The following is a 22031-nucleotide window of genomic DNA, read 5'->3' as shown; positions in this document are numbered from 1 at the left end:
GCAGGAGCCCGCAGGATCAGGCCATGCGGGCGTAGTACTCCACCACGAGCTGCTCCTCGCAGGTCACGGGGACCTCGGCGCGCTTGGGCTTGCGGACCAGCTTGGCCTGCAGCTTCTCGATCTGCACGTCGAGGTAGCCCGGGGTGTCGGGCAGCACGGCCTGGTGCGCGCCGGCGGCGGCGACCTGGAAGGGCACCATCTTCTCCGACTTGGCGTGCACGTGGATCAGCTGGCCCTCCTTGACCTGGTAGGAGGGGCGGTCCACCCGCTCGCCGTCCACCAGGATGTGGCGGTGCACGACCATCTGGCGGGCCTGGGCCATGGTCCGGGCGAAGCCGGAGCGCAGGACCAGGGCGTCCAGGCGGGACTCCAGCAGGGCGACCAGGTTCTCACCGGTCTGCCCCTCCTGGCGCTTGGCCTCGACGTAGGCGATGTGCATCTGCTTCTCGCGGATGTTGTACTGCGCCCGGAGACGCTGCTTCTCGCGCAGCCGGACGGCGTAGTCCGAGTCGGCCTTCCGGCGGGCACGGCCGTGCTCGCCGGGGCCGTAGGGACGGCGCTCGAAGTACTTCTCGGCCTTCGGGGTCAGGGCGATCCCGAGGGCGCGGGACTTGCGCACCTGGCGGCGCGCACGCGTGTTGTTAGCCACGTTTACCTTTCACAATGCGGTGCCCTCCCCCGTCCGGTGCCCGGCGCGGGGGGAGCGTGTTCTGTTCGGTCCGGCCTCCGAGGACGGGATCGGTCCCGCCGGAGAGGTGAGGATCAGCCGCAATCCTCCGGTCCTACAAGCGCCGTGGCCGCTCGCCGTGCACCGTGGTTGAGGCGGTGCGCCGGGCGTGCGGGAGCACGGGCCTTGCCGGCCGACGTCCCACTATAGCGTGTGCGGGCCCGTGGCGCGCCCCGGGCCCGCGCAGTGCGGGCCGACCCCGGCAATGCGGACCGGCCCCCGGAATGCGGACCGGCCCGCGCCCCGGTCCCGGCGCGCCGGAGCGCCGCCCGGGAGTCCCGGACGGCGCTCCGGCGGTGAGCCCGCGGCGCGGACGCGGTCAGTCGACGTCCTCGTCCACCCAGTCGAAGGTCTTGGTGACGGCCTTCTGCCAGTTGCGGAACAGCCGGGCGCGCTGGGCGTCCTCCATCTGCGGCTCCCAGCGCTTGTCCTCGGCCCAGTTGGCGGTGACCTCCTCCGTCCCGGACCAGAAGCCCACGGCGATGCCCGCGGCGTAGGCGGCGCCGAGGGCCGTGGTCTCGGTGACCTCCGGGCGGATCACGGGCACCCCCAGCTGGTCCGCCTGGAACTGCATGAGCAGCTCGTTGGCGGTCATCCCGCCGTCCACCTTCAGCTCGGTGATGTCCACCCCGGCGTCGGCGTTCATCGCCTCGACCACCTCGCGGGACTGGTAGGCCGTGGCCTCCAGGGCGGCGCGGGCGATGTGGCCCTTGTTGACGTAGCGGGTCAGGCCCACCAGGGCGCCGCGGGCGTCCGAGCGCCAGTACGGGGCGAACAGGCCGCTGAAGGCCGGGACGAAGTAGGCCCCGCCGTTGTCCTCGACCGACGCGGCCAGGGACTCGACCTGCGGCGCGGAGGAGATGAGACCCAGGTTGTCGCGCAGCCACTGGACCAGGGACCCGGTCACCGCGATCGAGCCCTCCAGGGCGTAGACGGCGTCCTGGTCGCCGATCTTGTAGCACACGGTGCTCAGCAGGCCGTTCTGCGAGTGCACCACCTCGGTGCCCACGTTCATGAGCACGAAGCTGCCCGTGCCGTAGGTGTTCTTGCCCATGCCCTTCTCGAAGCAGGCCTGGCCGAACATCGCGGCCTGCTGGTCGCCCAGGATCCCGGCGATCGGCACGTCCTTGAGGAAGCCGCGGGTGCGGCCCTTGCCGTAGACCTCGGAGGAGGAGCGGATCTCGGGCAGCATCGACGTGGGGATGCCCATGTCGGCGCAGATCTCCTCGTTCCAGTCGAGGGTCGCCAGGTTCATCAGCATGGTGCGCGAGGCGTTGGTGACGTCGGTGACGTGCACCCCGCCGTCCACGCCGCCGGTCATGTTCCACACCAGCCAGGAGTCGGTGTTGCCCATGAGCAGGTCCCCCCGCTCGGCCCGCTCCCGGGCGCCGTCCACGTTGTCCAGGATCCACTTGACCTTGGGGCCCGAGAAGTAGCTGGCCAGGGGCAGCCCCACGCGGTCCTTGTACCGGTCCGGGCCGGCGTCCCCGCCGAGCTCCTCGGCGATCTTCTGGGTCCGGGTGTCCTGCCAGACGATGGCGTTGTAGACGGGCTCCCCGGTGGTGCGGTCCCAGACCACGGTGGTCTCGCGCTGGTTGGTGATGCCCACGGCGGCCAGGTCCCGGGCGTTGATCTCGGCGGAGGCCTCGGCGTCCGCGACGACCTTGCGGACGTTGCGCCAGATCTCCATCGGGTCGTGCTCCACCCAGCCGGCGCGCGGGAAGATCTGCTCGTGCTCGAGCTGGCCGGTGCTGACGATCGTGCCCCGGTGGTCGAAGATGATGGCCCGGGTGCTGGTGGTGCCCTGGTCGATGGCCATGACGTGCTGCGGTTCGGTGCTCACGGGTGGTACCTCACTTCGTTGTGGTGTGCTGCGGGTCGGACGGGTGCGGGCCGCCGGGCTCAGGCCGGCGGGTTGGAGTAGAGCTGGAAGAAGCCGCCGGCGAGCATCGCGCCGAGGACCGGGCCGAGGACCGGGACCCAGGCGTAGGCCCAGTCGCTGGAGCCCTTGCCGCGGATGGGCAGCAGGGCGTGGGCGATGCGGGGCCCGAGGTCACGGGCGGGGTTGATGGCGTAGCCCGTGGGTCCGCCGAGGCTCGCGCCGATGCCGACCACGAGCAGGGCCACGGCCAGGGGGCCGAGCTGGGACGGGGTGTTGCCGAAGAGCAGGATCACCGCGACGAGGACGAAGGTGCCGACGATCTCGGTGACCAGGTTCCAGCCGTAGGAGCGCACCGCCGGCCCGGTCGAGAACACGGCGAGCTTGGTCGCTCCGAGGACCTCCTCCTCGATCTCCTCGTCGAAGTGCTTCTTGTAGGCCAGGAACGCCACGACGGCGCCGAGGATGCCGCCGACGAGCTCGCCGGCGAAGTAGACGAGCGTGCTGACCGCGGTGATGGCCACGCCGGGGGCGTACTCCTCGGCCCCGCTGGCCCACAGGCCCACGGTCACGGCGGGGTTGATGTGGGCGCCGGACTGGTAGGCCACGTACACGCCGGCGAACACGGCCAGGCCCCAGCCGAAGTTGATCATCAGGAAGCCGCCGCCGACTCCCTTGGTCTTCGGCAGCACGGCGTTGGCGACGACGCCGCAGCCGAGCAGCAGCAGCATCGCGGTGCCCGCGACCTCGGACCAGAAGACGGTGGACAGGGGGATCGGCACGGCAGGCGCGACGGCCTGGACCACTGCGTTCGACATCGACAGCACTTGCGACTCCTCGGTTGGTGCGGACTGGGTGGACCGGTCGTCCGTCGGGGACGGCCGGTGGGGTGGGTTTCTGGGGGACGGGGTCCGGTGGGACGCGCGGCGGCGGGACGCTCAGCCGTCGGTGGGGCGCACGAGCTCCAGGACGTCGGGGGCGGCGGCGCGCGCGGAGGCCGCCGCGGTGTCGTCCGCGGTCCCGGCGGCGGCGTCCTCCGCCGCGCAGCGGAGCCGGTAGGCCTCGACCTCGGCCTCGCGCCGCCGCCCGTCCCAGCCGAGGGCCTCGGCCGCGAGGTCCGCGACCTCCTCCACGGCGTCGAGGCCGTGGCGGGCCTGCTCCCACGTGAGCCGGGTGCGGGTGTCGTAGAGGTCCTCGAGGTGCAGCGCGCCCTCGTGGGTGCAGGCGTGCACGATCTCGGCCCGCAGGTAGGCGGGGGCGCCCGTCAGCGGGCGGCCCAGGTCGGGGCGCTCCTCCACGAGCTCGGTGATCTCGGTGATCGCCGAGCCGTAGCGGCCGAGCAGGTGCTGCACCCGCTCCTCGTCCCAGTCGTGCCGGGCGCCCAGGGTCCCCGCCTGCCGGCTCAGCGCGAGGTAGCCCTCGGCGCCCAGCAGCGGCGTCCGGTCGGTGACCGAGGGGACGGCCTCGGCCCGCTCCTCGCCCAGGGCGAGGTCCACGGCGTCCCGGGCCATCACCCGGTAGGTGGTGAGCTTGCCGCCGGCGATCGTGATCAGGCCGGGGGCGACCTCGGTCACGGTGTGCTCGCGGGAGATCTTCGTGGACTGCGCGTCCCCGTCGTCCTTCTTCGTCCCGGGCTGCAGCAGCGGCCGCAGCCCGGCGTACGTGCCGATGACGTCCTCGCGGGTGAGGGGCCGGTCCAGGACCACGTTGGCGTGGTCGATGACGTAGTCGATGTCCTCCGCGGTGGCCACCGGGTTCACGAGGTCCTGGTGGTACGGGGTGTCGGTGGTCCCGATGATCCAGTACCTCGCCCACGGGATGATGAACAGCACGGACTTCTCGGTCTGCAGGATCAGCCCCTTCTCGCCGCGGATCCGCTCGCGGGGCACGATGATGTGGATCCCCTTGGAGGCGAGCACCTTCAGCCCGCCCTCGGCGTGGGCCAGGTCCTGGGTCTGCTCGGTCCACACCCCGGTGGCGGCGATGACGGTCCTCGCCCGGACCGTGTGCTCCTGGCCCGTCTCGAGGTCCCGGACGGTGGCCCCCACGACGCGGCCGGAGTCGTCCTTCGGGAAGTCCACCGCCCGCGTCCGGTTGGCGGCGAGGGCGCCGTAGCGCACTGCGGTGCGCACGATGGTCAGGACGAGACGGGCGTCGTCGACCTGGCCGTCCCAGTACTGGACGGCGCCCACCATGGAGCCGGGCTTCACGTCGGGGAAGACCCGCTGGACGCCCTTGAAGCCGTAGTGGCGCTGGTAGGGCAGGGTCGCGACCTTGGCGCCAAGGTGGGCCAGGGCGTCGTAGAGGCCGATGCCGGCCGTGACGTAGGGCCGCTCCCAGAAGCGGTGGGTCAGCGGGTACAGGAAGGGCACGGGCTTGACGAGGTGGGGGGCGAGGAAGTCGAGCAGCAGCTCCCGCTCGCGCAGGGCCTCGGAGACGAGCTTGAAGTCGAGCTGCTGGAGGTAGCGCAGGCCGCCGTGGACGAGCTTGGAGGACCACTGCGAGGTGCCCCCGGCCCAGTCCTGGGCCTCGACGATCCCGGTGCGCAGCCCCCGGGTCACGGCGTCCAGGGCGATGCCGGCGCCGGTGATGCCTCCGCCGACCACGAGGACGTCGAGCTCGGGACCGCCGGAGAGCTCGGCGAGCGCCCGGTCGCGCTGGGTGCTGGAGAGTGCGGGGTGAGCCATGGTGGGGATCTCCTCGTGGCGGGTCGTTGCGGATGGAAACGTGCTCTGCATCACACTCTGTCCCGGATTGCACCTATGCTCAAAGAGAATGAACGGACGTGCAGCACGAGGAGGACACCGTGCACGGTGATGCCGAGCTCCACCACGCGGCGGAGCTCTACTACGTGCAGGGCATGACGATGGAGGCGGTCGCGGACCGGTTCGGCGTCTCCCGCCCCACGGTCTCGCGGATGCTGCAGGCCGCCCGGGAGCGGGGCATCGTGCGGATCAGCCTGAGTGCTCCGCCGCACGCGGGACACGACCTGTCCCACCGGCTGCGGGAGGCCTTCGGGGTCCAGGTGCACGTGGCGGGCACGCCCCGCACGGCCACGGAGCCGCAGCGGCTGGAGTCGGTGGCGCGCGCCGCGGCCGGGCTGCTCGGCGACTGGTTCGGGGACGGGATGACGCTGGCGGTCGCGTGGGGGACCACGACCTCGGCGATCGCGGGGCACCTGCAGCCCAAGGCCGTGCGGGACGCCGTCGTGGTGCAGATGAACGGTGCGGTGAGCGTCCGCTCTCCGGGCGCGGCGCAGTCCTCGGCGCTGCTGGGGCAGATGTCGACGGCCTTCGGGGCGGCGCTGGTGCCCTTCCCCACCCCGGCGTTCTTCGACCAGGAGGAGACCCGCCGGCTGATGTGGCAGGAGTCCTCGGTGCGCCGGGTGCTCGCGGTGCGCAATGCGGCGGACCTGGCGGTGTTCAGCGTGGGGGCCTTCCGGGGGCCGATGATCTCCCAGGTGTACAGCAGCGGCTACCTGCCGGAGGACGCGCTGCGGGAGCTGTCCGCCCACCGCGTGGTCGGCGACGTGTGCACCGTGTTCCTCCGCGAGGACGGCACCTACGCGGACATCGACTACAACCGCCGGGCGAGCGGGCCGACGCCCATGGAGCTGCGGCGGATCCCGCGCCGGCTGTGCGTGGCCGCGGGGGACCACAAGGTGCCGGGCGTGGTGGGCGCGCTGCGCGCGGGCGTGGTCACGGACCTGCTCCTCGACGAGCGCACGGCCGCGGCGGTGGTGCGCCACCTGTTCGGCCGCTGAGCCCGCCGGTCACCGGCCCCTCGGTGCGCGGCCGGTGCGCACCCCGCCTCACCGGCCCCGGACGATGCCCCGCAGGATCTCCAGGCGGTGGGCGATCTCGCGCTCGCGGCCGTGCTCGGTCGGCCGGTAGTAGTCGGTGCCGACGAGCTCGTCCGGAGGGTACTGCTGGGCGGCCACGCCGTTGGGCTCGTCGTGGGAGTAGACGTAGCCGCGGCCGTGGCCCAGCTGGCCCGCGCCGGGGTAGTGGGCGTCGCGCAGGTGGAGCGGGACGGGCCCGGCCCGGCCCGCCCGGACGTCGGCGACGGCCTCGTTGATCGCGGTGTAGGCGGCGTTGGACTTCGGGGCGGTCGCCAGGTGCGCCACGGCCTGGGCCAGCGGGATCCGCCCCTCGGGCATGCCGATGAGCTGGACCGCGTCGGCGGCCGCGACCGCGGTCTGCAGGGCGGTCGGGTCGGCGGTGCCGATGTCCTCCGAGGCGGAGATGATGAGCCGGCGGGCGATGAACCGCGGGTCCTCCCCCGCCTCGATCATCCGGGCGAGGTAGTGCATCGCGGCGTCGACGTCCGAGCCGCGGATCGACTTGATGAACGCGCTGACCACGTCGTAGTGCTGGTCGCCGTTCCGGTCGTAGCGCACCGCCGCCCGGTCGAGGGCCTCCTCGGCGTGCTCCCGGGTGATCACGGGGACCGGACGCCCGCGGGCCTCCTCCGCACCGGCCTCCCCGCCGTCCTCCTCACCGTCCTCCTCCCCGGTGCGGTCCACCGCCGCCGGCTGCTCGGAGAGTGCGACCCCGGCGGCGGCCTCCAGGGCGGTCAGGGCCTTGCGGGCGTCCCCACCGCACAGGTCCAGCAGGTGCTCGCGGGCCTCCGGGGAGAGCTCCACCTCGCCGTTCAGGCCCCGGGGGTCGGCGACGGCCCGGTCCACCAGCGCCCCGATGTCGGCGCGCTCCAACGGCTGGAGGGTCAGCAGCAGCGAGCGCGAGAGCAGGGGCGAGATCACCGAGAAGGACGGGTTCTCCGTGGTCGCCGCCACGAGCACCACCCACTGGTTCTCCACCCCCGGCAGCAGCGCGTCCTGCTGGGCCTTGGTGAAGCGGTGGATCTCGTCGAGGAACAGCACCGTGGTGCGCCCGTGCAGGTCCCGGTCGGTGAGCGCCTCCTCCATGACCTTCCGGACGTCCTTGACGCCGGCGGTGATCGCGGAGAGCTCCACGAACTTCCGGGACACCCCGCGGGCGATCACGTGGGCCAGGGTGGTCTTGCCCGTGCCGGGCGGGCCCCACAGGATGATCGACGACGGTCCCGCCGGCCCCCGGTCCTCCCCCGCCAGCACCTGCAGCGGCGAGCCGGGCTTCAGCAGGTGCTGCTGGCCCACGATCTCGTCGAGGCGGCGCGGGCGCATCCGCACCGCGAGCGGTGCCCGGGAGCGGGTGCGCCGTCCCCGCCCGGCGGGGCGGGCCGGCGCGGCTGCGTCGCGCCGGTCGCCGTCGGAGGCGTCGAGGTCGTCGAAGAGGGAGCCGGTCACCCCCTCAGGCTAGCGGCTGTCCCCGTCGTGCCTGTCGGACGAGAGACGATCGGCGTACGATCAGCACGCTGATCACGTCGGTTCCCCCGGTGGGCGGACGGCGCAGGACGACGGTCGACCAGGAGCGGGCTCCACCCGGGAGCCCGCCCGGCCGTCCGAGGGACGAGGTACCGGTGTTCGAACCCCCCAGTCTGGTCTTCGCCGCCGCCGGTCTGGCCGTGTTCGCGGCCGCCCTGCTGCCCCGTCTGCTCGTGCGGGCACCCGTGTCGATGCCCATGGTGTTCCTGGCCGCGGGCGCGGTGGTCTTCTCGCTGGCCGACAGGCTGCCCGATCCGGACCCGGTGGCCTACAGCGACGTCACCGTGCACCTCAGCGAGGTCTGCGTGATCGTCTCGCTGATGGGTGCCGGGCTGGCGCTGGACCGCCCGCCGGGGCTCAGGCGGTGGGCCACGACCTGGCGGCTGCTGGGGATCGCCATGCCGCTGAGCCTGCTCGGGGCGGCGCTGCTCGGGTGGTCGGTGCTGGGCCTGAGCGCGGCCGGCGCCGTGCTCGTGGCCGCGGCGCTCGCCCCCACGGACCCGGTGCTGGCCTCCGAGGTCCAGGTCGGGGAGCCCTCGGAGACCCAGGACGACCTCGAGGGCGAGGACGAGGTCCGGTTCGGGCTCACCTCCGAGGCCGGGCTCAACGACGGCCTGGCCTTCCCCTTCGTCTACCTCGCCATCGCCCTCAGCCTCGTGGGCACCGACCCCGCGGCGTGGTTGCCGCACTTCCTCGCCGTGGACGTGGCCTGGCGGATCGCCCTCGGCTGCCTCGTCGGCTTCCTGGTGGGCCGGCTCCTGGGCCGGATCTTCCTGCGCTCCGCGCTCGAGAGCGTCCGCACGACCGTGCACTCCGAGGGATTCGTGGCCCTGGCCGCGACCTTCCTCACCTACGGCCTGGCCGAGATGGTCGAGGGCTACGGCTTCGTCGCCGTGTTCGTGTGCGCGGTGACCATCCGCGCGGTCGAGCGGGTCCACGGTGTGCACGGCGTGCTGCACAGCTACATCGAGCAGCTCGAGCGGCTGCTGACCGTCGTGGTGCTCGTGCTCCTGGGCGGTGCCGTGGCCCGCGGCCTGCTCAGCGGTCTCACCTGGCGCGAGGTCCTCGTCACGGCGGCCTTCCTCCTGCTGGTCCGTCCCCTCGCCGGGTGGATCGGTCTGCTCGGCGGCCGGACGGGCCCGTGGGAGCGCGGCGTGATCGCCTTCTTCGGCGTGCGCGGCATCGGCTCCGTCTACTACCTCGGCTACGCCCTGTCCGAGGGCGAGTTCGCGGCGGAGGACCAGGCCCTGTGGCGCATCGTGGGGCTGGTGGTCGTCTCCTCCATCGTGCTGCACGGAGTGACCGCGGGTCCCGTCATCACGAGGCTCGACCGTGCCCGGAGGCACAGGGCGCGGAAGGGGACGGGGACCGAGGAGGCCGCCTCCCGCACCCCGATCTGACGCCCCCCGCGAGTCAGGGGCGAGCGGCGCCGAGGCCGGGCACGGCGGTCCCGGGCTCAGGCCCGCCGGGGCCGTTCCAGCTCGGCGCTGTCCAGGACCAGGGTGAACGGGCCGTCGTTGACGAGCTCGACCTGCATCGCCGCCCCGAAGCGCCCGGTCTGCACGCGCGCGCCGAGCTCCCGCAGGGCCCGTACGTAGGCCTCGAACACCGGCTCCGAGACGGGTCCGGGAGCGGCCGCCGACCACGAGGGGCGCCGGCCCCGGCGGGCGTCGCCGTAGAGGGTGAACTGGCTGATCGCCAGCACCGGGGCGCCGAGGTCGGCGCAGGACCGCTCCCCCGCGAGCAGCCGCAGCGTCCAGGTCTTCTCGGCGAGCTTCGCGGCGGTCGCGGCGTCGTCGTCGTGCGTCACCCCCACGAGGGCGACGAGGCCCGGCTCCTCGATGGCCCCCACGACGTCTCCTCCGACGGTCACGGCGGCCCGGGCCGCCCGCTGCAGAACGATGCGCATGCGCCCCAGTCCACCACAGGCGCGGGCGGACCGGGAGCACCGCTAGCCTCGTCCCATGACAGCAGCGCGCACGACGTCCCGGCCGAGCACCGTGCCGGCGGAAGTGGTGGCGGAGGTGTTCGCGCCGGCCCCGCTGGTGCTGTCCCTGCTGGTGCTCGCCGGCTGGTCGGGAGCCGGGTGGCCCGGGGCCGTGTGGGGCCTGGGCACGGCGGTGGTCGTGGCGTCGCTGCCGATGCTCGTGCTGCGGGTGCTGGCCCGCCGGGGGCGGGTGGACGGGCACTTCGTGCGCTCCCGGGCGCAGCGGCTGCCGGTCTACGCCGCCACGGGGCTGCTGACGGCCCTCGTGGTGGTGGCCGAGCTCGCGCTGGGCGCCCCCGTCATCGTGCCGGTGACCGCGGGCTTCGTGCTGCTGGGCATCCTGGTGCTGCTGCTCGTGACGCTGCGGTGGAAGGTCTCGGCCCACGTGGCGATGGCGGCGTGCTGGGCCGTGGCCCTCGGTGTCCTCGCCGCCCCGTGGGCGGCGCTCGCCGCCGCGCCGGTGCCGTTCGCGGTGGCCGTCTCGCGGGTGCGCACCGGGGACCACACCTCGGCGCAGACGGTCGTCGGCGCGCTGATCGGGGTGCTCATCGGGGTGGGCTACGCGGCCACCGCCGGCAGGGTGCTCTGACGGAGGCCCGGGCCCGTGCAGCGCGGCTCCCTGGGACGGGACGGGCCTTGTTCAGGGCAGGACCGAGAACCCCGGCGGCAGCGGCCGCCGGCCCGTGAGCGCCAGCAGGATCCCGGGCAGGTGCCCGCCGTCGGCGGCGATCTCCAGCAGGGTCTGCCCGGCGTCGGCCAGGACGTGCTCCGGGGGCGTCCGGTCCAGCCCGCAGGCCTGGGCCACGTCGAGTCCGTGCACGGCCAGCTCGAACGTGCGGGTGGGCACGTAGGCGCGCAGCCGGGTGCCGCCCACCACGGTGCGGATCAGGGGGTCCTCGTCGAGCGGCACCTGCGCGAGGGCGTCCCGGGCGCGGTCCAGCGACGCCCGGACGGTGTCGGCCGGGTGCCGGCCGAGCTCGTGGCCGGCGGCGACGCCCCGGGCCGCGACGTCGGCCGGGTCCGCGGCCGCCGCGGCGAGCGCGTAGTACTGGGCCACCCCGGTGCAGGTCTCGTCCTCGGCGGGGACCGTGAGGTAGCTGCCGAGCGTCACGAGCGCGCGGTGGGTGTGGCCCACCAGCGCCCGGACGTCCCAGACGCCCGGGCCCGGACGCGTCCAGTGGTGCGGGCGGAGCTCCTCGACGAGCTCGGCGAACCAGGCCCCGGCGTCGAGCAGGGCGGTGCGGGCGGCGGCGGGATCACGGCTCATGGGCTCCCCTGGGGTGCTGCGGCGGGGACGGGACACGGCCCCGGACGTGACGGAAGCCTACTGCGGGGCACCGGCGGCGGGACCCATGTTGCGTCCGGTTGCGCCCGCACACCCTTCGGCCCGGGCGCGGGCGCGCGGTGGTGCCCGCCGTCCGGGCACGGCACGGTCGCGGGACGCCCGGCGGCGGCCGGGACGTCGTACGCTCGGGGGAGTCCGCACGGGCGCACGCGCCGGCGGCCCGCTCCTGCCCCGTCCTCGTCCCGTCCTCGTCCCGGAAGGTCCAGCATGCCGCCCCGCCCCTCCTCACGGACCATGGCCGCCGCCTCGATCGGCGCCCTGACGATCGCCCTGACCGGCTGCGGCCAGGAGACCCAGGACGTCCAGGAGGTGGACTCCGACTACGCCCGCATCTGCGTCGAGGACCCGGACGGGGAGGGCGGGGCGGAGCCCGTCCGGGTCGACGACGACGAGTGCGAGGACGACCGCGGCCCTCGGGTCGGCGGCTTCTTCCCGATGTGGGTGCTCATGAGCTCCTCCCGCGCGGCGCCCGTGCCCGCCGTCGGCTCGCCCGTGCCGTCCTCGGCGGGCTGGACCACCGGCCGCCCGCCGGCCTCGGCCACCGTGGCCCGCGGGCTGCCCCGGGACGGGACCGCCGTGGGCAAGAGCGGCGTCTCGCGCGGCTTCGGCGGCTCGAAGACCGGCTGGGGCTCCTGATGCGGCGCATCGACGGCCTCGCCCCGCGCCCCGGCTGGGAGCGGACCGTGCGCGACGAGGGACTCACCTACGCCCTCACCGAGCGCCCCGACGGCCGGCGCTTCTCCTACTGGAACGAGACGGCCGCCTACGTCTTCTCCCCCGACGAGGTGGACGAGCTGGAGTCCGTCACGGACGAGCTGCACCGGATGTGCGCCGAGGCCGCCCGGTACCTGGCCACCGGCGCCCTGGGCACGCTGGGCCTGTCCGAGGCGGCCTTCGAGCTCGCCCAGCACTCCCTGCGGCTGCGGGAGCCCTCGATCTACGGCCGCTTCGACCTGGCCTGGGACGGGACGGGCCCGCCGAAGATGCTCGAGCTCAACGGCGACACCCCCACCGGTCTGGTGGAGGGGGCGATCTGCCAGTGGAGCCGCGTCGAGGCGCTGTTCCCGGGCCTGGGCGAGGAGCACCCGGAGTTCGACCAGCTCAACGGGCTGTGGCCCATGCTCGTGGAGCGGTGGCGGCAGCGGCTGCCGTTCTCGGCCACGAAGACCCTGCACGTGGCCTACACCCGTGCGGAGGAGTCCGGGGAGGACGCCGCCAACGCCGCGGTCCTGGCGAACACCGCCGCCGAGGCCGGCTACCGGACCGTCCTGCTGCCCGTCGAGGACGTCCGCTACGACACCCGGTCCCGCGGCTGGGTGCACGCCACCGGGGACGTGGACCACCCCGTGGTGGTGGGGCCCATCGAGGAGATCTTCGCCCTGCACCCGTGGGAGCAGATGGTCGACGACGTGCCCGGGGCGTTCGTGCTCGAGGACCCCACCCTGATGCACCACTGGTACGAGCCGCCGTGGAAGATGTTCCAGTCCAACAAGCTCCTGCTCGTGGCCCTGTGGCGGTGCTTCCCCGGCCACGAGAACCTGCTGGCCGCCCACCCGGACGGGCCCGGTGAGCTGCGGGAGTGGGTGCGCAAGCCCGTGTTCGGCCGCGAGGGCGACGGCATCGAGGTGCACGCCCGCGACGTGCGGATCCGCGCGGAGCACCCCCACGACTCGCCGCTGGACGTGTGGCAGGCCTACACCCCCGTCCGGAGCTTCCCGGGCTCCGACGGCGCCCCGAACCACCCGGTCATCGGCTCCTGGGTGGTGGGCGAGGCCGGCGCGGCCGGCATCGGGATCCGGGAGTCCGACGGCCCGCTCACCGACTACTACTGCCGCTTCGTCCCGAACATCATCGACAAGAAGGGCCTGCTGTGACCACCCACCTGCTCCCCCGGTCGATCTCCACCACGACCTCGGCGGTCATCGGGTCCACCTCGATCGCCCCGCTGTACTCGGCCGTGGTCACGGTGGGGCTGATCCACGCCCTGGTGGGCGCCTGGACCCCCGTGGTCCTGGTCGGCGCCGTGCTCCCCATGGCGGTCGTCTCACTGTGCTTCGCCCGCCTGGACGCGCTCTACGAGGACCAGGGCACCGTCTACCGGTGGGCCCGGGAGGCCTACGGGGCGTTCACGGGGTTCCTGGGCGGCTGGGGGCTGTGGCTCTCGGCGACCCTCGTGCTCGCCTCCCTGGCCTGGGTCACGGCCGACTCCGCCCTGTTCGCCCTCGGGATCGGCGCCGGGCCCTGGACCACGACCGCCGTGGCCGTCGTGCTCATGGCGGCCTTCGCGGCGGTCTCCTCGACCGGGATCCGGGTCTCGGCCGCCGTGCAGTGGGTCCTGGCCGTGCTGCAGCTGATCGGGGTGGGCGTGCTGGTGTGGGCCGTGCGCACCGCGCCGGCCCTCCCGCCCGGCACGAGCGCCGAGGACGGGGAGTGGACCGGGTTCTACGGGGCCGCGGAGCTCGCGACCGGCGCCGGCGTGTCGGCCGGGGACGTGGCGGCGGCCCTGCTGCTGGCCCTGTTCCTGTACTGGGGGTGGGACTCCACGTTCTCGCTGACCGAGGAGTCCACCACCCAGCGCGCGCCGCGGGTCTCGGCGTGGATCGCCCTGGGCGTGGTGGCCGCCGCCTACGCCGCCATCGGCTGGGCCTACGCCCCGGGCTCCTCGGTGGCCTCCCCGCTGCTGGCCGCGCTCGTGGCGGTCTCCGCGGGCGCCTCCATCGGCACCACGATGATCCCCACCTCCCGCGGCCTGATGTCCATGGCCCGCGGCGGGCACCTCCCGCGCCGCTTCCTGTCCCTGTCCTTCGCCACGTGGACCACCGCAGCCCTCGCGGCCGCGTGGATGGCCTTCTCCGGGCCCCTGTTCGACGACTCGATCGGGATCATCTCGGTGCTCGTGGCCCTCTACTACGGCCTGGCGTGCGCGGCGGTCGTGAAGCTCGGCCGGAGCGCCGGGGCGAGGGCGCTCGGCGCGGTGGGCACGGTGCTCATGGCCGTCGCCCTCGTGCTGACGGCCGCGGAGTACGCGCTGACCGCCTCGTGGGTGTGGGTGGGCCTGCTGCTCGGGCTGCTGGTGGTCCCGCTGTGGTACCTCCTGGGCCGGGGCCGCGACCCCCTGCCGGGCGCCCACGAGCGCACCCCGCACCTGGAGAGCCTGCTCGACTGACTGCGCGCACCGACCGGCTCGGGCGCAGCAGCTCACGCGCACCGGTTCGGCCGGGCCTGCGCTGCCGGGTCTGCGCTGCCGGGTCTGCGCAGCCGGGCCCGCCGGGCCGGGACGGCACGGCCCGACCTGCGCTGCCGGGCCAGCATGCGCGGGGGCCGGGCCCGTCGTCGTCGTGCACGACCGGACCCGGCCCCCATGGGCACCGTGGACGGCTCAGGCGTCGACCGGCTTCTTCTCCCGGGCTCCGGGCTGCGCCCCGGCACCGGACTTGGCCTCGGGCTCGGCGTCCACCCCGGCCTCCTTGCGCTGCTGCGGGGTGATCGGCGCCGGTGCGGCGGTCAGCGGGTCGTAGCCGTTGCCGGTCTTCGGGAACGCGATGACCTCGCGGATGGAGTCCGTGCCGGCCAGCAGGGCGACCACGCGGTCCCAGCCGAAGGCGATGCCGCCGTGCGGGGGCGCGCCGTACCGGAAGCCCTCGAGCAGGAAACCGAACTTCTCGTCCGCCTCCTCGCGGCCGATGCCCATGACCTCGAAGACCCGCCGCTGCACGTCCTGCTGGTGGATGCGGATGGATCCGCCGCCGATCTCGTTGCCGTTGCAGACGATGTCGTAGGCGTAGGCCAGCGCGTGCTCGGGGTCCTGGTCGAAGGTGTCCAGGAACTCGGGCTTGGGCGAGGTGAACGCGTGGTGCACGGCGGTCCACTGGCCGGCGCCCACGGCCACGTCGCCGGACTCGACGGCCTCGGCCGCGGACTCGAACAGGGGCGCGTCCACGATCCACACGAACGCCCAGGCGTCCTCGTCGATCAGCCCGGTGCGGTGGCCGATCTCCACGCGGGCCGCGCCCAGCAGGGCGCGGGAGGACTTCCGCTCGCCGGCGGCGAAGAAGATGCAGTCCCCGGGCTGCGCCCCGGTCGCGGCGGCGAGGCCCTCGCGCTCGGCCTCGGTGATGTTCTTGGCCACCGGCCCGCTCAGGGTGCCGTCCTCCCCGACGAGCACGTAGGCCAGGCCCTTGGCCCCGCGCTGCTTGGCCCACTCCTGCCAGGCGTCCAGGGTGCGGCGCGGCTGGGAGGCCCCGCCCGGCATGACCACGGCGCCCACGTAGGGGGCCTTGAACACGCGGAAGGTGGTGTCCTGGAAGTACTCGGTCAGCTCGGTGAGCTCGAGGCCGAAGCGCAGGTCCGGCTTGTCGGAGCCGTACCTGGCCATCGCCTCGGCGTAGGTCATCCGGCGGATCGGGGTGGGGATCTCCACGTCGATGAGCTTCCACAGGGCGGCCACGATGCGCTCGCCGAGGGCGATGACGTCGTCCTGCTCCACGAAGGAGGCCTCGATGTCGAGCTGGGTGAACTCCGGCTGGCGGTCGGCGCGGAAGTCCTCGTCCCGGTAGCAGCGGGCGATCTGGTAGTACTTCTCGATCCCGCCGACCTGCAGCAGCTGCTTGAACAGCTGCGGGGACTGCGGCAGGGCGTACCAGGAGCCCGGGGCCAGACGGGCCGGGACCAGGAAGTCGCGGGCGCCCTCGGGCGTGGAGCGGGTCAGCGTGGGCGTCTCGACCTCGGTGAACCCGTCCTCGTGCAGCATCTCGCGGGCCACCCGGTTGGCGTCGGAGCGCAGACGCATGATCCGGGCCGGCTCGGGCCGGCGCAGGTCCAGGTAGCGGTGCCGCAGCCGCGCGTCCTCGCCGACCTCCACGTGCTCGTCGATCTGGAAGGGCAGGGCGGCGGCGGTGTTGAGCACGGTCACGGTCTCGGCCATGACCTCGACCTCGCCGGTGGCCAGCGCCGGGTTCTCGTTGCCCTCGGGGCGGCGCTCCACCGTGCCGGTGACCTGCAGCACGAACTCGTTGCGCAGGTGGTGGAAGTCCGCCTCGTCGCGCACCACGATCTGGGCGACCCCGGAGGCGTCGCGCAGGTCCAGGAAGGCCACTCCTCCGTGGTCGCGGCGCCGGCCGACCCAGCCGGCCAGCGTGACGGTCTCTCCGATGTGCTCGGCGCGCAGGGCGCCGAGGTTGTGGGTGCGCAGCACTGAAAAACCCTTCGTTGTTCGGGAGGTGCGGACGGGGCCGCGCTCATCGCGCGTTGGTCCGGTGTTTCCCCGGTGCCCCTACTCTCGTTCCGGGACGAGTTTACAGGCCGCCCCTCGGACCCCAGGACGACGACAGGACGACCATGAGCACCTCCCCCGGCCACCCCGCCCTCGCCCGCCGCCTCGGCACCGTCGACGCGGCCGTGATCGGCGTGGGCTCGATGGTCGGGGCCGGGGTGTTCGTGGCCTTCGCCCCGGCCGCGGCGCTCGCCGGTCCCCAGCTGCCGCTGGCCCTGCTGCTGGCTGCCGTGGTCGCGTGGTGCAACGCGAGCTCCACCGCCCAGCTGGCCGCCGTCCACCCCGCCTCCGGCGGCGCCTACCTGTACGCGAACCGCCAGCTGGGCCCGTGGCCGGGCTTCGTGGCCGGCTGGGGGTTCGTGACCGGCAAGACCGCGTCCGCGGCCGCGATGGCCCTGACGTTCGGCCTCTACACGGCGGAGCTCACGGGGGCCGACGACGCCGGGGCGCGGCTGCTCGCCGTGGCCGCGGTCCTCGGCCTCACGGCGGTGAACCTGGGCGGGGTCACCCGCACGGCCCGGCTGACACAGCTGCTGGTCCTCCCGGTGCTGGTGGTCCTGCTGGCGGTGGTCGTCCTGCTGTTCGCGGGCACCGGTCCGGCCGCGGGCGGGGCGGGGTCCGACGGCCGGGACGGCGCGGGGTGGGACGGCACCGCGTGGGGCGTGCTGCCGGCGGCGGGGACCCTGTTCTTCGCCTTCGCCGGGTACGCCCGCGTGGCCACGATGGGCGAGGAGGTCCGGGACCCGGCGCGGACCATACCGCGGGCCGTGCTGGGGGCGCTGGCGTTCACCCTGCTGCTCTACGGGCTGCTCGGTCTCGGACTGCTGCGCTTCCTCGGGGTCGACCGGCTGGCCGCGTCGACCGCCCCGCTGCTGGCCGTGGTCCGGGACGCCGGCTGGGCGGCGGGACCGGCGACCGCGGGCGCCGTCGTGGTCACCGCGGCCGCCGCCCTGGCCACGCTGGGAGCGCTGCTGGCGCTGGTCGCCGGGATCTCCCGCACGGCCCTGGCCATGGCCCGCGAGCGGGACCTGCCCGGGCCGCTGAGCGCGGTGTCGCGGCGGCACCGGGTGCCGTGGGCTGCCGAGCTGGCCGTGGCCGGGGTCGTGGTGGTGCTCGTGCTGGTCGGCGACGTGCGCACGGTCATCGGGTTCTCGAGCTTCGGGGTGCTCGTCTACTACGCGCTGGCCAACCTCTCGGCGCTCACGCTGACGCAGCGCCCCCGGTGGGCGCCGCGGGCGGTCAACGCGCTCGGTCTGGCCGGCTGCCTGGTCCTGGCGTTCACGCTGCCGTGGCAGTCCGTGGTCACCATGCTCGGCGTCTTCGCCGTGGGCCTGGCCGGGCGCGCCCTGGTCCTGGCCCGGCGACGCTGATCCCGCAGCACCGGGCCCCGCCGCACCGGTTCCCCGGCCTCTCGCCGCGACCGCGCGCCGGGCCCCCGGTCACCCGCCACCGTCCCGCGCCGAATCCCCACGGTTCATTCCCCACCAGCGCCGAGCCCCCGGTCACGAGCCACCGTCCCGCGCCGACCCCCCAAGACACGCTCCCTTCCAGCGCCGAGTCCCCACTCGGGTCGCAGTTCCCCAGGAAAAGGACTGGGGAATCGCGGCCCGACTGGGGACTCGGCGGAACGGGCGTCCGGAGAGTGGGGGCTCGGCGGCGGTGAGGGCCGGCTCGGGCCGGCCGGGGCCGGCGGGGGCCCGCGCGATCAGGACCCGACGGCCCGCACGACCGGGCGCAGGTCCTCGGCCGGCGGCGTCCACGAGGCCGGGTCGGCGCGGACCTGCTCGCCGGAGCGGATGTCCTTGACCTCGTGCGCGAGCGAGCCGTCCTCACCGCGCACGGTGAACCACACGAAGGGGATGCCGCGGCGCTCGGCGTACTTGATCTGCTTGCCGAACTTCGCCGCGCTCGCGGAGACCTCGCACGCGACGCCGCGCTCGCGCAGCTGCTGCGCCACGTCCTGGGCCGAGGACCAGGACTCCTCGTCCACCAGGGAGACCAGCACCGCGGTGGGGACCTTGCGGGAGGGCGCGGCCATCCCCTGGGAGAGGATGCGGGACACGAGCCGGGTCACGCCCACGGACAGTCCCACGCCCGGGTAGGTCTTCTTGCCGGTGGAGGCGAGGGACTCGTAGCGCCCGCCGGAGCACACGGAGCCCAGCTGCTCGTGGCCCACGAGCACCGTCTCGTAGACGGTGCCGGTGTAGTAGTCGAGGCCGCGGGCGATCGAGAGGTCGGCGACCACCGTGCCGGGGGCGCGGCGCGAGGCCTCCCCGACCACCTCGGCCAGCTCGCGCAGGCCCTCCTCGAGCAGCTGGGTGTTCACCCCGAGCGCGCGGACCCGGTCCACGAAGGAGGTGTCCTCGGTGCGGATCGCCGCGAGCTGCAGGGCGGCCTGCGCCTGCTCGGGGGTCGCGCCGACCTCCTCGCACAGTGCCTGGGCCACCCGCTCGGGGCCGATCTTCTCGAGCTTGTCGATGTTGCGGAGCACGCCGGCGGTGTCCTGCAGCCCGATGCCCTGGTAGAAGCCCTCCGCGAGCTTGCGGTTGTTGACGCGCAGCACGAACGGCGGGATGGGCAGCTTCGACAGGGCGTCGATCATCACGAGCGCGAGCTCCACGTCGTAGCGGAACGGCAGCGTGCCGTCGCCCACCACGTCGATGTCGGCCTGGGTGAACTCACGGGCGCGGCCCTCCTGGGGGCGCTCGCCGCGCCACACCTTCTGGATCTGGTAGCGGCGGAACGGGAAGGCGAGGTGCCCGCCGTTCTCCACCACGTACCGGGCGAAGGGCACGGTGAGGTCGAAGTGCAGGGCCAGCTGGTCGTCACCGCGCTCGGCCGGGGCGTCCTCGTCCTCCTGCAGCCGGGAGACGACGTAGACCTCCTTGTCGATCTCGCCCTTGCGCAGCAGCTGCCCGACCGTCTCGACGGCGCGGGTCTCGATCGAGGAGAAGCCGTGCAGCTCGAAGGTCTCCCGCAGGACGTCGAGGACGTGCAGCTCGACCAGACGCTCCTCCGGAAGCCATTCGGGGAAACCGGACAGGGAGGTCTTGCGGGCCATGGGGACGTGCTCCTCGGGTGGGTCGACGGCGGGGCGGGTGGACGGTCGGCCCGGGCGGGCCCGACGGTTCCGCACTCATCCTAGGGATCCCCGGGCGCACCGCCCAAAGCACCGCGGTGCGCCCGGCCGCCGGACGCACCGCGGGCCCGCGGCGGCCGGATGAGGCGTCCTCGGTAGTATGGGGCTGACGATTGTCCGGAGCCGGGCGACGACGCCGGGCACGTTCCCGGTGCCGCAGCCCCGGCGAGAGCGAAAGAGTTTCAGCGGTGACAGAACGTCTCGAATCCGACGACCAGCCCACGCCCCGCCCCGCCCCCACCCCGGGGCCCGTGCCGAAGCCGGGGGCCCCGAGACCGGGCGCCCCGGCGGCCCCCGCCCAGGCCTCCCCCGGCCCGGCGGCGGCGCCCACGCCCGCGGCCCCGGCCGCCCCGGCGCTGGCCTCCCCGGAGTCCGTGGCGCGCGCCCGGGCCTTCGGCCGGGTCACCGAGGACGGCCACGTCTACGTGGTCGTCGACGGCGAGGAGGTCCTCTGCGGGCAGTTCCCGGACGCCACCGAGGACGAGGCGCTGGGCTACTTCGCCCGGAAGTTCGACGACGTCGAGGCGCAGGTGGCCCTGCTGGAGCAGCGGGTGGCCGCCGGTGCGCCGTCGGCGGACATGCTCAGCACGGTGGACCACCTCACCGAGCAGGTCGGCCAGCGCACGATGCTCGGGGACGTCAAGGGCCTCGAGTCCCGCCTGGAGGCCCTGCGCCCGGCGATCCGGGAGCTCGAGGCCGCCGAGCGGGCCGCCCACGAGGCCCAGCGCGCCCAGAACGTCGCGGCGCGGGAGGCGATCGTCGCGGAGGCGGAGCAGATCGCCGCCCAGGACCCCCAGCGCACGCAGTGGAAGCAGTCCTCGGCCCGGATGGCCGAGCTGTTCGACCAGTGGAAGACCCACCAGAAGTCCGGCATCCGGCTGGGCCGGGCCGCCGAGGACGCCCTGTGGAAGCGGTTCCGCACCGCGCGCACCACGTTCGACCGGCACCGCCGCGCGTTCTTCTCGCAGCTGGACGCCGACAACGCCGAGGCCAAGAAGGCCAAGGAGGCCCTCATCGCCGAGGCGGAGGCCCTGTCCGGCTCCACCGACTGGGGCGCCACGGCCGCCGAGTACCGCCGGCTGATGGACCGGTGGAAGGAGTCCAAGCGCGCGTCCAAGAAGGACGACGACGCCCTGTGGGCGCGGTTCCGCGCCGCCCAGGACACCTTCTTCGCGGCGCGCAAGGCCGACAACGACCGGATCGACCAGGAGTTCGAGGGCAACCTCGCCGTGAAGGAGCAGTTGCTCGCCGAGGCGAAGGCCCTGCTGCCGATCACGGACCTCAAGGCCGCCAAGCGGGCGCTCGGCGACATCCTGGACCGGTGGGAGCAGGCGGGGAAGGTCCCGCGCGCCCACATGCGCCGGGTGGAGGCCGAGCTGCGCACCGTGGAGGACGCCGTGCGCCAGGCCGAGGACGAGAAGTGGCAGCGCTCCAACCCCGAGACCAAGGCCCGGTCCAACTCGATGCTCACGCAGCTCGAGTCGAAGATCGAGGACCAGGAGGCGGCACTGGCCCGGGCGCAGTCCACCGGGGACACCAAGCGCGCGGCCAAGCTGGAGGGCGAGCTCGCCACCAGCCGCCAGTGGCTGGAGACCCTGCGCCGCTCCGCGGCGGACCTGCGCTGAGCGCAGGCGCACCGGAAGGCCCCGCGGCCGCGCTGTCCACAGCGCCCCGCGGGGCCTTTCCCGTGCCGGGGCCGTGGGCGAGAGTGGCCCCATGGACGTCCCGCCCTGGCATCCCGACACCCTGTTCCTGCCGGCGCGCCCCTTCTCGCGCACCGAGCTCTCGGCCCTCGTCACGGACGGGGTGCTCGTCCCCGTGGTGCTGGAGGCCCACGTGCTGCGCGGCCGTCCCGTGACCCGGGCGGTGAAGGTCGCGGCCCTGGAGGCCCAGCTGCCCCCGCACCTGCTGCGGCGCGGGGTGCTCGGACGGCTCTCCGCCGCGTGGTTCTACGACTGCGCCGGACGCCCCAGCATCCTGCCGGTGCTGCTGGACAAGCTGCGCCGCACCACGATGTCCCCGGTGCCGGAGGGCTTGGCGCTGCACCAGGTCACCCTGGGCGGCTACGACGTCCACGACGCCGGGCCGGTGCACGTCACCACGCCGCTGCGCACCGCCGTGGACCTGGCCCTGCACGTGCCGGGGCGGGAGGGGCTCGCGGCCCTGGAGAAGCTCATGCACGCCCCGCACCTGCACTGCCCGCCCCCGCTGGTCCAGGCCGCGCTCGAGAGCTTCGAGCGGATGCCCGGCCGGCAGGCGGCGCTGCTGCGGGTCCGCCGTGCCGCCCGCGCCGTCGGGCGCCCGCTGCGCTGACGGC

The 22031-nt window shown here is 74.2% G+C and carries 18 protein-coding genes; 9 read left to right on the top strand and 9 right to left on the bottom strand.

Annotation, left to right across the window (positions count from 1 at the left end):
• Positions 1-16 precede the first annotated feature (16 nt).
• From rpsD to RCG67_RS05930, 4 genes are all read right to left on the bottom strand, one after another.
• Complete coding sequence (rpsD, locus tag RCG67_RS05945; protein WP_017832285.1) at positions 17-649, bottom strand: 30S ribosomal protein S4; 633 nt, start codon at positions 647-649, stop codon at positions 17-19.
• Between the two features lie 397 nt (positions 650-1046).
• On the bottom strand, positions 1047-2570 hold the full coding sequence (glpK, locus tag RCG67_RS05940; protein WP_368825258.1) for a glycerol kinase GlpK: 1524 nt from the start codon (positions 2568-2570) through the stop codon (positions 1047-1049).
• A 59-nt stretch (positions 2571-2629) separates the two neighbouring features.
• Positions 2630-3424 carry an MIP/aquaporin family protein gene (locus RCG67_RS05935; RefSeq protein ID WP_197412620.1) on the bottom strand — a complete coding sequence of 265 codons (795 nt, stop codon included), beginning with the start codon at positions 3422-3424 and terminating at the stop codon, positions 2630-2632.
• Positions 3425-3544: 120 nt separating this feature from the next.
• The gene (locus tag RCG67_RS05930; RefSeq protein ID WP_368825257.1) at positions 3545-5293 is read right to left on the bottom strand and encodes a glycerol-3-phosphate dehydrogenase/oxidase; all 1749 of its coding nucleotides are present in this window, start codon (positions 5291-5293) and stop codon (positions 3545-3547) included.
• A gap of 98 nt (positions 5294-5391) precedes the next feature.
• Here RCG67_RS05930 and RCG67_RS05925 point away from each other — a divergent pair, with 98 nt between their 5' ends.
• A complete protein-coding gene (locus tag RCG67_RS05925; protein ID WP_368825256.1) occupies positions 5392-6369 on the top strand; it encodes a sugar-binding transcriptional regulator in 978 nt (325 codons plus the stop codon).
• Positions 6370-6417: 48 nt separating this feature from the next.
• Here the strand turns inward: RCG67_RS05925 and RCG67_RS05920 are convergent, their stop codons facing one another.
• A complete protein-coding gene (locus RCG67_RS05920) occupies positions 6418-7893 on the bottom strand; it encodes a replication-associated recombination protein A (protein ID WP_368825255.1) in 1476 nt (491 codons plus the stop codon).
• A gap of 173 nt (positions 7894-8066) precedes the next feature.
• On the opposite strand from RCG67_RS05920, the gene RCG67_RS05915 reads away from it, so the two are divergent.
• Positions 8067-9371: a cation:proton antiporter gene (locus tag RCG67_RS05915; RefSeq protein WP_368825254.1), complete on the top strand. Its 1305-nt coding sequence runs from the start codon at positions 8067-8069 to the stop codon at positions 9369-9371.
• Between the two features lie 56 nt (positions 9372-9427).
• On the opposite strand, the gene dtd is transcribed toward RCG67_RS05915, so the two are convergent.
• Positions 9428-9880, bottom strand: a complete 453-nt coding sequence (gene dtd / locus RCG67_RS05910; RefSeq protein WP_368825253.1) for a D-aminoacyl-tRNA deacylase — start codon at positions 9878-9880, stop codon at positions 9428-9430.
• Positions 9881-9935: 55 nt separating this feature from the next.
• Here dtd and RCG67_RS05905 point away from each other — a divergent pair, with 55 nt between their 5' ends.
• Positions 9936-10547 (top strand): hypothetical protein, encoded by a 612-nt coding sequence (locus tag RCG67_RS05905; protein ID WP_368825252.1) that lies wholly within the window; start codon positions 9936-9938, stop codon positions 10545-10547.
• A 51-nt stretch (positions 10548-10598) separates the two neighbouring features.
• On the opposite strand, the gene RCG67_RS05900 is transcribed toward RCG67_RS05905, so the two are convergent.
• A complete protein-coding gene (locus RCG67_RS05900) occupies positions 10599-11225 on the bottom strand; it encodes a maleylpyruvate isomerase N-terminal domain-containing protein (RefSeq protein WP_368825251.1) in 627 nt (208 codons plus the stop codon).
• A 285-nt stretch (positions 11226-11510) separates the two neighbouring features.
• On the opposite strand from RCG67_RS05900, the gene RCG67_RS05895 reads away from it, so the two are divergent.
• The 3 genes from RCG67_RS05895 to RCG67_RS05885 are packed head-to-tail and all read left to right on the top strand — an operon-like array spanning position 11511 to position 14469.
• Positions 11511-11939 carry a hypothetical protein gene (locus RCG67_RS05895; protein ID WP_368825250.1) on the top strand — a complete coding sequence of 143 codons (429 nt, stop codon included), beginning with the start codon at positions 11511-11513 and terminating at the stop codon, positions 11937-11939.
• Complete coding sequence (locus RCG67_RS05890; protein WP_368825249.1) at positions 11939-13177, top strand: glutathionylspermidine synthase family protein; 1239 nt, start codon at positions 11939-11941, stop codon at positions 13175-13177. Before RCG67_RS05895 ends, RCG67_RS05890 begins: the two co-directional genes overlap by 1 nt.
• Positions 13174-14469: an APC family permease gene (locus RCG67_RS05885; RefSeq protein ID WP_368825248.1), complete on the top strand. Its 1296-nt coding sequence runs from the start codon at positions 13174-13176 to the stop codon at positions 14467-14469. Before RCG67_RS05890 ends, RCG67_RS05885 begins: the two co-directional genes overlap by 4 nt.
• A gap of 213 nt (positions 14470-14682) precedes the next feature.
• Here RCG67_RS05885 and aspS read toward each other — a convergent pair whose 3' ends face one another.
• Positions 14683-16497 (bottom strand): aspartate--tRNA ligase, encoded by a 1815-nt coding sequence (gene aspS / locus RCG67_RS05880; protein WP_368825247.1) that lies wholly within the window; start codon positions 16495-16497, stop codon positions 14683-14685.
• A gap of 143 nt (positions 16498-16640) precedes the next feature.
• On the opposite strand from aspS, the gene RCG67_RS05875 reads away from it, so the two are divergent.
• Positions 16641-17945: an APC family permease gene (locus RCG67_RS05875; RefSeq protein WP_368825246.1), complete on the top strand. Its 1305-nt coding sequence runs from the start codon at positions 16641-16643 to the stop codon at positions 17943-17945.
• 335 nt (positions 17946-18280) lie between these two features.
• On the opposite strand, the gene hisS is transcribed toward RCG67_RS05875, so the two are convergent.
• On the bottom strand, positions 18281-19636 hold the full coding sequence (gene hisS / locus RCG67_RS05870) for a histidine--tRNA ligase (RefSeq protein ID WP_368825245.1): 1356 nt from the start codon (positions 19634-19636) through the stop codon (positions 18281-18283).
• Positions 19637-19902: 266 nt separating this feature from the next.
• On the opposite strand from hisS, the gene RCG67_RS05865 reads away from it, so the two are divergent.
• Both RCG67_RS05865 and RCG67_RS05860 read left to right on the top strand, forming a co-directional pair.
• Entirely contained in the window at positions 19903-21339 is a 1437-nt protein-coding gene (locus tag RCG67_RS05865) for a DUF349 domain-containing protein (RefSeq protein WP_368825244.1), read from the top strand.
• A 91-nt stretch (positions 21340-21430) separates the two neighbouring features.
• Positions 21431-22027, top strand: a complete 597-nt coding sequence (locus tag RCG67_RS05860) for a type IV toxin-antitoxin system AbiEi family antitoxin (protein ID WP_058872687.1) — start codon at positions 21431-21433, stop codon at positions 22025-22027.
• Positions 22028-22031 lie beyond the last annotated feature (4 nt).

Origin of the sequence: Kocuria cellulosilytica, from assembly GCF_040981245.1 — a bacterium.
Classification (GTDB): Bacteria; Actinomycetota; Actinomycetes; order Actinomycetales; family Micrococcaceae; genus Kocuria; species Kocuria cellulosilytica.
The sequence above is the reverse complement of the archived record's forward strand: the minus strand, read 5'-3'. Positions and strand labels throughout refer to the sequence as shown.

Bases quoted from the DNA above. Each gene is read 5' to 3' on its own strand.
- RCG67_RS05875 (WP_368825246.1), top strand. From the start codon at position 16,641: ATGAGCACCTCCCCCGGCCACCCCGCCCTCGCCCGCCGCCTCGGCACC.
- RCG67_RS05895 (WP_368825250.1), top strand. From the start codon at position 11,511: ATGCCGCCCCGCCCCTCCTCACGGACCATGGCCGCCGCCTCGATCGGC.
- hisS (WP_368825245.1), bottom strand. From the start codon at position 19,636: ATGGCCCGCAAGACCTCCCTGTCCGGTTTCCCCGAATGGCTTCCGGAG.
- RCG67_RS05890 (WP_368825249.1), top strand. From the start codon at position 11,939: ATGCGGCGCATCGACGGCCTCGCCCCGCGCCCCGGCTGGGAGCGGACC.
- RCG67_RS05905 (WP_368825252.1), top strand. From the start codon at position 9,936: ATGACAGCAGCGCGCACGACGTCCCGGCCGAGCACCGTGCCGGCGGAA.
- dtd (WP_368825253.1), bottom strand. From the start codon at position 9,880: ATGCGCATCGTTCTGCAGCGGGCGGCCCGGGCCGCCGTGACCGTCGGA.
- RCG67_RS05930 (WP_368825257.1), bottom strand. From the start codon at position 5,293: ATGGCTCACCCCGCACTCTCCAGCACCCAGCGCGACCGGGCGCTCGCC.
- RCG67_RS05900 (WP_368825251.1), bottom strand. From the start codon at position 11,225: ATGAGCCGTGATCCCGCCGCCGCCCGCACCGCCCTGCTCGACGCCGGG.
- RCG67_RS05860 (WP_058872687.1), top strand. From the start codon at position 21,431: ATGGACGTCCCGCCCTGGCATCCCGACACCCTGTTCCTGCCGGCGCGC.
- RCG67_RS05935 (WP_197412620.1), bottom strand. From the start codon at position 3,424: ATGTCGAACGCAGTGGTCCAGGCCGTCGCGCCTGCCGTGCCGATCCCC.